Genomic DNA, 10,199 nt, shown 5'->3' with positions numbered 1-10,199 from the left:
CCCTCACCCCCCGTCACCACCAGGGGAAGCTGCGCCGTCCACCCACCCGTGAGCGCCGGCCCGAGCAGCCCGGTCACCACCGCGACCCCCACCAGAACGCCCCCCGGCACCCCCTCCACCATCCCGCCGACCACAGCCACCAGCCCGGCCGCGTACCCGGCCAGACACCACCCCAGCACCCACCCCGGCCGCCGGGCCCGATCGAGCAGCACCCCGAGCAGCGGCCCGCCGACGGCGGCCGACACGGTCAGCCCTGCCAGCACCGACGAGGCCAGCAGCGGCGACCCGGTGACGGCCAGCCCGGTGACGAGCAGCGCGGGCCCGGACATCTCATCACCGGTACGCGCCATCACGGCCCCGGCCATGTAACGGGTCAACATGGTCAGGACGTTACATGAACGCGCACCGCCCCGTACGTTAGGCGGGCGTCCTCCAGGGAATGAGAACTCGGGCTCAAGCTCCTGAGCTGGGCGTTCACCCATGCCGGGGAGGGGCGGCCTGCACGAACTGCGTGCGTGCAGGCCCACCGGCGACCCTCAAGCCAAACCGGCCCTCAGACCGAACCGACCCTCAAGCCGAACCGGCCTTCAGGCGAGGCCGACCTCAGGCCGAGCCGATCTCAGGCCGAGTCGCCCCTCAGGCCGAGTCGACCCTCAGGCCGAGCCGCCCCTCAAGCCGAACCGCCCCTCAAGCCGAACCGGCGATCAGGCAGAGCTGGCGATCACCGCGAACCGCGCCCCGAACGGATCGGCCAGGAACGCCATCCGCCCGACCCCCTCCGTGGTCATCGCCTGAGTCTGCGTCGTCGCGCCGAGCCGCTGCGCCAGCGCCACCGCCGCATCGCAGTCGGCCACCTCGAAGTACGGCAGCCAGTGCGGCCGATCACCGGACTGGAGCTGCGCGAGCCCGGCCGCCGCCGACGACTCGTCGCCCTCCGCGGGCGAGATCACGGGGTACGACGTGTCGCCCATCGGCAGGTCCTCGATCCGCCAGCCGAACACCGACTGGTAGAACGCGCGGATGCCGACGGGGTCAGGCGTGTACAGCTCGACCCAGCCCAGCGAGCCGGCGTCCGTGACCAGCCCCAGCCCCTTGGTCGCGCCAGGCTGCCAGACCGCGAACGACGCCCCGGCCGGATCGGCGAACAGCGCCATCCGCCCCTGCCCCGCGATGTCGTAAGGCGCCGCCAGGACGGTGCCGCCCGCCTGCTCGATCGCCTTCGTCATGGTGTCGGCGTCGGGCGCCTGGAAGTACGTCAGCCATGCCGGGGCGCCCCGGGCCGGGCCCTCCGGGCTGATGCCGGCGACCGTCCGCCCGCCGAGCTGGCAGAAGCGGTAATTCCTGTGCTCGGGACCCAGCGAGACGAGATCCCAGCCGAACAGCCCGGTGTAGAAGGCGGCCGACGCCTCGGGGTCGGGGCTGCTGACGTCGACCCAGCAGGGGGAGCCGGGTAGGTAGTGCGTGGTGAGCATGGCCTGCTCCTTCGCGTGACGAAGCGGTGGGTGGCCTCTTCACCTCTGGTGCGGGCCGAGGGCCGACGCCACTCATATCCGGTGCCTCCCAGCGTTGCACGACCTGTCGATCGAAAAGGTGCCTTCGCGCAAATCGAATGGGTGTTTGAAGTATCGCATACACTCGACCCCATGACAGCCGCGTTCCAAGCCTCTTTGCTCGCCCTCGACGAGGAGCTCGGCATCGGGCCGCTCGGCGGCACCGTCCGCCGCACGCACCTCGACCACGGCGCCTGGATCGACCTGCGCCCGGCCTGGCTGACGGGCGCCGACACCCTCTTCGAACGCCTGGCCGAGCACGTGCCGTGGCGCGCCGAACGGCGGCGCATGTACGACCGGGTCGTGGACGTGCCGCGGCTGCTCAAGTTCTACGACGAGAACGAGCCCTTGCCCGACCCGATCCTCGCCGACGCCCGCCGCGCCCTCGACGGCCACTACGGCTCCGAGCTGGGCGAGCCCTTCCGGACGGCGGGCCTCTGCTTCTACCGGGACGGGCGCGACAGCGTGGCGTGGCACGGCGACACCATCGGGCGGGGCAGCACGGAGGACACCATGGTGGCCATCGTGTCGGTCGGCAGCCCGCGGTCTCTTCTGCTGCGGCCCAGGGGTGGTGGGGGGTCGATCCGGTACGAGCTGGGGCATGGGGATTTGATCGTGATGGGCGGGAGTTGCCAGCGGACCTGGGAGCATGCGATTCCGAAGACCTCACGGCCGTCGGGGCCGCGCATCAGCATCCAGTTCCGGCCTCGGGGAGTGCGTTGACACCGACGCGCCGCCGCGACACGCGCAGCCCCTACTTGACCGTCAGCCGGGCGACCCGCCCCTGCTCTCCCGCCGCCCAGCACGACCGGTCCCCCGCACAGGCCACCGTGTCGAACGACCCCCCGTCGAAGTTCTCCCAGACCCTCCCGCCCGAGTACGTCACGTCACTCCCGGAAGGCCCCACCGCCACGGCGGCGAAGGGAAGCTGAGGAAGCCACGCGACCCCCGACCGATAAGCAGGCGGCGGCACGGACGACGGCTGCCAGGAGTCACCACCGTCACGGCTGACCGCCCCGGCGTTCGGCGACTGCTGTTCGGGCCGGTAGTCGCCACCGACGGCGATGCCCCGGTGCCGGTCGCGGAAGGCGAGCCCGAAGACGCCGCGGGCCGGGTCCCCGCCGGGGATGGGCGCGTCGGCGACCGTCCAGGTGCGGCCGCGATCGCGTGAGTGGAACACGCGGGCCCGCGAGGCCCCGCCGCTGGCCAGCCAGACGTCCCGCCCGCCAGGCGCGGCGACCAGGCACTGCCCGCTGGCCGCGAACCCCGCCTCGCCCGGCAGCGCCTCCGGCATCCCGTCGGCCGGGAGCACCTGCCAGCTCCGACCGCCGTCTCGCGTGGACAGGATGCGGAACCGGCCGTTGACCGGGTCGCTCATGGCCAGGCCGTGGCGGTGGTCGAAGAAGGCCATGCAGTCGTAGAACGCCTGCGGCTCGTCGTTCCTGAACGTCTCCGCCCAGGTCCTGCCGCCGTCCTGGGTGCGGTAGACGCGCGAGTCGGTGCCCGCGCCGATGGACAGGGCGACGGCACGGTTCGCGTCGAACGCCTCGATGTCGCGGAACTGGAGCGCGGCCGTGTCGGGCGGGGAGACGTTCTGCCAGGTACGTCCGCCGTCCACGGTCTTGAGCACGGTCCCGGCCGAGCCCGAGGCCCACACCACGTTCCGGCTGACGGGCGACAGGCCGCGCAGGCGCGCGGTCGCCCCCGTGTCCTTGAGCTCCCAGCCGAGCCGGGGCGGGCCTGCGGCGTGGGCGGGGAGCGGGGCGGCGAGCAGGAGGGACGCTGACAGCGCGCCTAACGCTATTCGAAGCTTCATGTCGGGCAAACTAGCCCAAAGGATCAACAGGGTCCATGGGGGTCAGGCGGACTGGTGGGCGGTGCCCCACGAGAGCAGGGCCGAGGCGGTGGTGAAGCGGCGGCTGGAGACCGACTCGTCCAGCAGGACGCCGACCAGCACCCGCCCGTCCGACTCGCCCGCGAACGCCAGGCAGTACCCCGCCGCCCTGGTGAAGCCGGTCTTCAGCCCGATCGCGCCCGGGGTGCCGAGCAGGCGGTTGGTGTTGCTCCAGTCGTAGGAGCGGTGCTCACCGGTGGCGTCGAGGTCGTGCCGGCGGGTGCCGGCTACCTGCTTGATGAGGGGGATCCGCAGCGCCTTGGCCGCCAGGACGGACTGGTCGCGCGCGGTGGAGTAGCCGTCGCCGCCGGGGGTGGGCAGGCCGTCGGCGTTGACGTAGTGGGTGTCGTTCATGCCGAGCGAGCGCGCCGTCTCGTTCATCCGCGCCACGAAGCCCTGGACGCCCGGCCCGTACGCGCGGGCCAGCGCGTGGGCGGCGTCGGCGCCGGAGGGCAGCATCAGGCCGTAGAGCAGCTCGCCGACCGTGAGGCGGTCGCCGGGGCGCAGGTCGGCGGTGGTGCCGCCGCCGTCCTCCGCGTACGCGACGTCCGCGCGCGTGATCCGCACCACGTCCGTGGGCTTGGCGGCCTGCAGCACCACGTACGCGGTCATGGTCTTGGTCAGGCTGGCGATCGGCATCCGCTCGATACCGCTCTTGTCGTACAGGACCTCGCCGGACGAGGCGTCCATGAGGTAGGCGGCGCGACCGTATACGGCGGGCGCGTCGCCGTCCATGGAAGTGGCGACGGCGGTGGAGGGGGTGGTGGCATGCGCAGAAGCGGGCCTGGTCAGCCCTGTGACCAGGGCAAGAGCGCCCGCCATGGCGGTCAGAAAAGCTTTCCGATGACGCATGGGGCACAGAATGCCGCCCGCCTTGGGGTGGTTTTGACCAAAAAGCGCCAAATTTCGTGACTTAACGCCCCGAAAACCCCTACAGCGCCGAGAAAGCGGAAAAAAGGTAAAAAATCGCGGCTAGAGGCGTGCCACGCCCCCGAGGACCCGCAGGTCGATCCGCCGAAGTACGGCGGTCAGCGTCCATGCCAGAAATTGTCCGCGACGCGCTCGCCCGCCGCCAGCTCGGAGAACAGGTCCTCCCACAACGGCATCACCTGCTCGGGCCCGTACGCCCGCGACGTCCTGCGCGCCGCCCGCCCCATCCGCACCCGCAGCTCCCGGTCGGCGATGACCCGGTTCAGCGCGGCGGCCAGCGCGTCCACGTCCCGTGGCGGCACCAGCACGCCGTCCACCCCGTCGGTCAGCACGTCCTTCGGCCCCGTCGGGCAGTCGAAGGCGACCACGGGCAGCGCGTGCGTCATCGCCTCGATCATCACCATGGGCAGCCCCTCGAAGCGGGAGCTCAGCGCGTACACGGAGGCGTCGGTCAGCTCCTGCTCCAGCCGGTCCGTACGGCCGGGCAGCGACACGTGCTCGCCCAGCCCGTACTGCTCGATGAGCCCGGCGAGCTGCGCCTTGCGCGGCCCGGTGCCGAAGATGCGCAGCCGCCACTCCGGATGCTCCGTCACCACCTGCGCGAACGCCTCGATCAGCAGATCGAACCCCTTCTGCGGCACCAGCCGCCCGGCCGCGATCACCACGGGCTCGACCTGCCGGGACGGCCGCTGCTCGACCTTGTGCACCGCGTTCGGGATCTGCACGATCGGGGTCCTGGGCAGCAGCCGTTGGTACTCCAGGCGGTTCGTCCTGGTCAGCACGGTGATCGCGTCGAAACGGTCGTAGTAGCGGGTGATCTCCCTGCGGATGGTGTCGGGGTAGGCCGACAGGTTCATGTGCTCCTGCGCGACCCGGATGACCGTCTGGTGGGCGCGCCGGGCGGAGATCAGGTTGAGCGCGGGCCGGGTGGTGACCAGGATGCCGTCACGCAGCCCCGAGACGTACTCCATGGCGGCCCACTCCACCCGCTCGGTGAAGTAGTCGGCCGCGAACTCGCCGCGCGGCACGATCTTCCCGCGCACCCGGCGCCAGGCCTTGCGCGCCACCGAGTCGGGCTGACGGCCGCCGCGCTGGTCGACCAGGGTGCTGACGGTGATCCGGGGGTCCAGACTGAACTGGGGGTTCTCGCGCCGCCGTACCAGGCTCACCAGCTCGACGTCGTGGCCGGCGGCGGCCATCGCGTTCGCCTGGTTGACCACCGTGCGGATGGTGCCGCCCATGCCGAAGGCGTGCAGCATGAGGTAGCGGATCTTCACGGGCGGCGCTCACGACGTGCGCGGCCGGGCACTCCGGCGTCCGGACCAGCGGGAACGGGAACTCGGGGCCGATTCATGCAGAGGCAGACTACTCGGCGTTCCTGGTAGTTCCCTGGCAACGCGGAAGCAGGGGCTCCCGGCAGCCGCCAGGTTCGCCACCCGCGCGCAGGATGATCAACTAGCCTGGCGGGTGACGAGGCGAGCGCGAGGCGAGGGGTGCGGCATGGACGGCGTACGGCCGGCGGACGAGGTGGTTCTCGGCAGGGTCGCCGAGCACCTGAGCGCCGCCACGGGACAGCCGTGGGAGGTCCGCGACGGCCAGGCCAAGGGCCCCGGCACGCTCGCCGTCCGCCTCGGCGCCGACCACACCGGCAGCCCCGCCCACCTCGACCTCGACTTCGTGCTCAACGCCGACCGCCCGCAGGACACCACCGTCTCCGACTGCGTGACCGGCTACGGCGCCACCGTCGAGGAGTCCGTGGACCGGGCGATCCGGATGTGGCTCGGCACGACCGGCGGCGCCCTGCTGGAGCTGGTCGTCCAGGACGGCTCCCACGCGGCCCACTTCGCCCCGGACGACCCCGACGGCTTCCCCGGCTGGCACGCCATCCACGGCGGCATCGTCGGCTGGGGCACGGGCGACGAGCACGACTCGGTGCAGCGGTGGGCGGTCCAGCACGTCCTGCTGCCGCATCTGGCGCCGGCGCTCAAGGGCACCCTCGAACGGGAGCACCTGGTGGGGGTGAAGGCGTTCTTCGGCGGCGGGGACGGCTCGGAGACGGCCGAGGTCCGGGTGAACGGCGTCCGTCACGAGGCGGGGTCGCGGGCGCTGGCCGAGCTGGAGTGGCCCAGGCCGGCAGGCGGCGTCTCGTACGCCCGCACGTTCGTCCTGCTCGTCCATCAGGAATGACTCGCAGGGGGAGCGACCCGCGCGCCCGCACATGATCAAGAGCCGTTAGCCTGGCCAGATGGCGCTGCGGGCGAACCTCATCGTGATCTACACCGGCCGGGTCGAGGAATGCCGGGCGTTCTACGGCTCACTCGGCCTGGACTTCCGGCCCGAGCAGCACGGCGACGGCCCCCGGCACTACGCCGCGGTGCTGGACGACGGGCTGGTGGTCGAGCTCTACCCGGCCGCCCCCGACCGGCGGACCGGACGGTTGCGGCTCGGCTTCGAGGTGGACGGCCTGCAGGGGCTCAAGGCGGGCAGCCACGTGCTGGAGGACCCCGACGGGCGCGCCGTCGAGGTCCTCGTGCGCGACGCTCACTGACCGGCGAGGCCCGTGTGCGCCACGCCCCGGACGATCTGCCGCTGGAACATCACGAACACGACCAGCAGCGGCAGCCCGGCCAGCACCACCGACGCCATGATCTGCGCGTACCGGAGCCCGAACGTCCCCTGCACCACGTTCGCCAGCCCGACCGGCAGCGTCATCGTGTTCGGGTCGGTGGAGACCAGGAACGGCCACAGGAAGTTGTTCCAGGTGTTGATGAACGTGAAGATCGACACGGCGGCCAGCACCGGCCGTGACAGCGGCAGCACGATGGTGAAGAAGACCCGCCACCGCCCGGCCCCGTCCACGAAGGCGGCCTGCTCCAGCTCGGGCGGCACGTCCTGGAAGAACTTGACCAGGATGTAGACGATCAGCGGCGCCGCCACCTGCGGCAGGATGATGGCCCACCAGGTGTCCACCAGCCCCAGCGTGACCATCTCCGCGAACAGCGGCGCGATCAGCACCTGCGGCGGCACCATGATCCCGGCCAGGATCAGCGCCAGCAGCACCCGCTGGCCCCTGAACTGGGTGCGCGCGAACCCGTACGCCGCCATCGCGGAGAACAGCACGGTCAGGAACGTGACGATCACCGCGGTGACCGTCGAGTTGATCGCCCACTTGACGATGCCGCCGGTGCCCAGCACCAGCGCGTACGAGTCGAAGGTGATCTCGCTGCCGAACCACTGCAGCGGCAGCTTGGTGGTCTCCTCCTCCGGCTTGAGCGAGGTGGCCACGGCCCAGAGGACCGGGGCGAGCCAGATGGCCGCCAGGATCAGGGCGATGACGAGCAGGATGAGCTGGCTGACGCTGAACCGCTTGGTCACGACGCGGCCTCCTCGCGCTTGCGGAACAGCCGGAGCTGGCCCAGGGAGACGATGACGATCAGGGCGAACAGGATGTACGACACGGCCGAGGCGTAGCCGGTGCGGTAACCGGTGAAGCCGACGTCGTAGGCGTACTCGATGATCGGCCGGGTGGAGTCCTGCGGCCCGCCGCCCGTCATCAGGTAGATCTGGTCGAACACCTTCAGCGACGCCACCAGCTGCAGCACCACGATGAGCGCGGTGGTGCGGCCGAGCAGCGGCAGGGTGATGGAGCGGAGCTTGTCCCAGGCGGAGGCGCCGTCGATGGCGGCGGCCTCGTACAGGTGCTGCGGGATCGACTGCAGGGCGGCCAGGTAGAGCAGGAAGTTGAAGCCGACCGTCCACCAGACGGTGGTCAGCACCATCGACCACATGGCCACGGCCGGGTCGCCCAGCCACAGCACGTCGGTGCCGAGCGTGCCGTTGATCAGGCCGTAGTCGGGCGGGTAGATCATCTGCAGCCACAGGATCGACACGACCGCCGACGGCAGCAGGAACGGCCCGAAGAACGACAGCCGCCACAGCCACTGCACGAACCGCAGGTTGTGCACCAGCAGCGCGAACACCAGCCCGAGGAACACCAGCGGGATCGTGCTCAGCACGGTGAAGAGCACCGTGTTCCACAGCGAGCGCCACATGCGCGGGTCGCCGAACGCCTCCAGGTAGTTGTCGAAGGCGACGAAGTGGTTGTTGCCGCCGGCGATGTTCACGCTCGACAGGCTCATCTGGAAGCCGAGCAGCGTCGGCCAGACCAGGAAGGCCACGTAGATCAGCAGGAACGGCGCGACGAACACCATCCCGTGCTGGGTCCAGCCGCGCCGGACCTTGGGCGTGGCGACGGGGGCGGCGGTCGGCGGGGCGGCGACGGTGGTCGTCATCAGCGCTCCTCGTCGGGGAAGGGGTTCGGCGCGGTCAGCAGCCGGTTCATCGCGGCCTTGGCGGCGGCCAGGCCGTCCTCGGGCGTGCGCGACCCGCCGATGATCGGGGAGAACGCCTCACCGAACTCGATCCACATGCGCGAGGCCGAGCCGGCGAACCACGCCTGCGGGTCGAGCGCGACCTCGGTGATCACCGAGCGGTATTCCGACTGTGGCTGCAGCGCGAGGTAGTCGGGCTCCTCCAGCGCCGGCAGGTACGCGGGCACGTGCCCGGCCACCGCCCAGTCGGCGCTGTTCTTGACCAGGTAGGCGATGAACTCGTACGTCGCCCGCTCCACCTCGGGATCTCGGGCGCGCTGGTGCGGTAGCACGAAGGCGTGGCAGTCGGCCTGCGCAGACCATCCGCCGAAGACGCTGGGGAAGCGGGTCATGCTGAACGGCGTCTTGCGGTCCTTCAGCCCGGTGGTCTCCCAGTCGCCGTTCCACAGGAACGCCGCCTCGCCGTTGGTGAATTTGGCGACGGAGGCGCCGTAGTCCGTACGCCAGTCGCACAGCCCTTCCTCGCCGAGCCGCCGCATGAGTCGCAACGCGTCGAGGGCCTTGGCGTCGTCGATGGCGATCTTGGTGTTGTCCGGCGTGAGGAGGGACCCGCCGCTCTGCGAGTACAGCGACCACCACACGCGCCAGGGGCCCACGGTGCCCAGGCCGAGCGCGTCGAAGGCGAGCGGCGGCTTGCCGCCCATCACCTGCTTGACCTTGTTCAGCTGGGCGATCAGCTCGTCCACGCCCTTGGTAGGGGTGAGCTTGCCGTCAGGGCCGAGCACACCGGCCTTCCCGCACAGGTCGGTGTTGTAGTACAGCACCATCGGGTGGGCGTCGAAGGGGATGGCGTACAGGACGCCGTCGAGCTGGGCACGCTCCCAGATCGGCGGGCTGAAATCGGTCGCCCGCAGGCCGACCTCCTCCATCAGCTTGGTGTTGATGGGGTCGAGGATCCGCCCCGCGCCCATCCCGGCCAGCCGGGCCAGGTGGAAGGTGGCCAGGTCGGGCGAGCGCCCGCCGGAGCCCGCCATGGCGATCTTGGTGTAGTACGGCTCGCCCCAGGCGAGCACGTTCTCCTCGACGAAGATGCCGGGGGCGTCCTTGGCGAACGCCTGGACCATCTGGTTCATGATGATGCCGTCGCTGGCGCCGAGGAAGTGCCAGTACTGCACGCGGGTCTGGGACGAACCGAGCCCCACGGGGATCGCGCATCCCGTGGCGGCGGCACCGAGCAGTGCGAGGCTGCCGCCGAGAAGGTGCCGGCGGGTGATATCGGGGGGACCGTGCACTGGGGCCTCTTCCTTCACCGAGCTATCGCTTGGCCATGTTCTCGCTAACATCCAGGAGGTTCAGGGCAGCCATGAATGGGCCTTCCGCGCACGGCGCGAAGGCGATAGGGCGAGCCGTCCGGGTCACGGAGGCCACCGCGCGGACCCCGTTGTTTCTGCGGGGTTACCCGAGTGTTAGCGGTAACAAGCAGCCTGTCAAGGG

Annotated in this window: 10 protein-coding genes and 1 pseudogene; 3 read left to right on the top strand and 8 right to left on the bottom strand. The window is 70.9% G+C overall.

The features are described from left to right. Window positions 1–380, bottom strand: a pseudogene (locus FXF51_RS61665) (MFS transporter); the annotation flags it as partial. 324 nt (window positions 381–704) lie between these two features. Beyond that, the gene (locus tag FXF51_RS58965) at window positions 705–1,472 is read right to left on the bottom strand and encodes a VOC family protein (protein WP_148443608.1); all 768 of its coding nucleotides are present in this window, start codon (window positions 1,470–1,472) and stop codon (window positions 705–707) included. Window positions 1,473–1,643: 171 nt separating this feature from the next. Between FXF51_RS58965 and FXF51_RS58960 the strand changes: the two genes are divergently transcribed. Next, window positions 1,644–2,273, top strand: a complete 630-nt coding sequence (locus FXF51_RS58960) for an alpha-ketoglutarate-dependent dioxygenase AlkB (protein WP_148443607.1) — start codon at window positions 1,644–1,646, stop codon at window positions 2,271–2,273. A 31-nt stretch (window positions 2,274–2,304) separates the two neighbouring features. Here FXF51_RS58960 and FXF51_RS58955 read toward each other — a convergent pair whose 3' ends face one another. The 3 genes from FXF51_RS58955 to FXF51_RS58945 form a co-directional block, all read right to left on the bottom strand. After that, window positions 2,305–3,366 (bottom strand): WD40/YVTN/BNR-like repeat-containing protein, encoded by a 1,062-nt coding sequence (locus tag FXF51_RS58955; RefSeq protein ID WP_148443606.1) that lies wholly within the window; start codon window positions 3,364–3,366, stop codon window positions 2,305–2,307. A gap of 42 nt (window positions 3,367–3,408) precedes the next feature. Beyond that, window positions 3,409–4,296 (bottom strand): D-alanyl-D-alanine carboxypeptidase family protein, encoded by an 888-nt coding sequence (locus FXF51_RS58950; RefSeq protein ID WP_148443605.1) that lies wholly within the window; start codon window positions 4,294–4,296, stop codon window positions 3,409–3,411. 176 nt (window positions 4,297–4,472) lie between these two features. After that, entirely contained in the window at window positions 4,473–5,651 is a 1,179-nt protein-coding gene (locus FXF51_RS58945; RefSeq protein ID WP_148443604.1) for a glycosyltransferase family 4 protein, read from the bottom strand. Between the two features lie 223 nt (window positions 5,652–5,874). On the opposite strand from FXF51_RS58945, the gene FXF51_RS58940 reads away from it, so the two are divergent. Further along, complete coding sequence (locus FXF51_RS58940) at window positions 5,875–6,561, top strand: DUF6348 family protein (RefSeq protein ID WP_148443603.1); 687 nt, start codon at window positions 5,875–5,877, stop codon at window positions 6,559–6,561. Between the two features lie 58 nt (window positions 6,562–6,619). After that, window positions 6,620–6,922 carry a glyoxalase/bleomycin resistance/dioxygenase family protein gene (locus FXF51_RS58935; RefSeq protein ID WP_148443602.1) on the top strand — a complete coding sequence of 101 codons (303 nt, stop codon included), beginning with the start codon at window positions 6,620–6,622 and terminating at the stop codon, window positions 6,920–6,922. On the opposite strand, the gene FXF51_RS58930 is transcribed toward FXF51_RS58935, so the two are convergent. Genes FXF51_RS58930 through FXF51_RS58920 form a run of 3 tightly spaced genes read right to left on the bottom strand, consistent with a single transcriptional unit; the run spans window position 6,916 to window position 9,997 of the window. After that, window positions 6,916–7,749 (bottom strand): carbohydrate ABC transporter permease, encoded by an 834-nt coding sequence (locus FXF51_RS58930; RefSeq protein WP_148443601.1) that lies wholly within the window; start codon window positions 7,747–7,749, stop codon window positions 6,916–6,918. The two genes, FXF51_RS58935 and FXF51_RS58930, sit on opposite strands and share 7 nt — an antisense overlap. Beyond that, complete coding sequence (locus FXF51_RS58925) at window positions 7,746–8,666, bottom strand: carbohydrate ABC transporter permease (protein ID WP_148443600.1); 921 nt, start codon at window positions 8,664–8,666, stop codon at window positions 7,746–7,748. The genes FXF51_RS58930 and FXF51_RS58925 overlap by 4 nt, the downstream gene beginning before the upstream one ends. Beyond that, window positions 8,666–9,997: an extracellular solute-binding protein gene (locus tag FXF51_RS58920; RefSeq protein WP_262380634.1), complete on the bottom strand. Its 1,332-nt coding sequence runs from the start codon at window positions 9,995–9,997 to the stop codon at window positions 8,666–8,668. The genes FXF51_RS58925 and FXF51_RS58920 overlap by 1 nt, the downstream gene beginning before the upstream one ends. Between the last annotated feature and the right edge of the window lie 202 nt (window positions 9,998–10,199).

The organism is Nonomuraea sp. PA05, assembly GCF_008086045.1.
Classification (GTDB): domain Bacteria; phylum Actinomycetota; class Actinomycetes; order Streptosporangiales; family Streptosporangiaceae; genus Nonomuraea; species Nonomuraea monospora.
This window is presented reverse-complemented; position numbering and strand designations above follow the sequence as displayed.

What these genes read in the sequence shown, in the direction of transcription:
- FXF51_RS58965 (WP_148443608.1), bottom strand. Translation starts at nt 1,472, where the DNA reads ATGCTCACCACGCACTACCTACCCGGCTCCCCCTGCTGGGTCGACGTC.
- FXF51_RS58960 (WP_148443607.1), top strand. Translation starts at nt 1,644, where the DNA reads ATGACAGCCGCGTTCCAAGCCTCTTTGCTCGCCCTCGACGAGGAGCTC.
- FXF51_RS58955 (WP_148443606.1), bottom strand. Translation starts at nt 3,366, where the DNA reads ATGAAGCTTCGAATAGCGTTAGGCGCGCTGTCAGCGTCCCTCCTGCTC.
- FXF51_RS58950 (WP_148443605.1), bottom strand. Translation starts at nt 4,296, where the DNA reads ATGCGTCATCGGAAAGCTTTTCTGACCGCCATGGCGGGCGCTCTTGCC.
- FXF51_RS58940 (WP_148443603.1), top strand. Translation starts at nt 5,875, where the DNA reads ATGGACGGCGTACGGCCGGCGGACGAGGTGGTTCTCGGCAGGGTCGCC.
- FXF51_RS58935 (WP_148443602.1), top strand. Translation starts at nt 6,620, where the DNA reads ATGGCGCTGCGGGCGAACCTCATCGTGATCTACACCGGCCGGGTCGAG.
- FXF51_RS58925 (WP_148443600.1), bottom strand. Translation starts at nt 8,666, where the DNA reads ATGACGACCACCGTCGCCGCCCCGCCGACCGCCGCCCCCGTCGCCACG.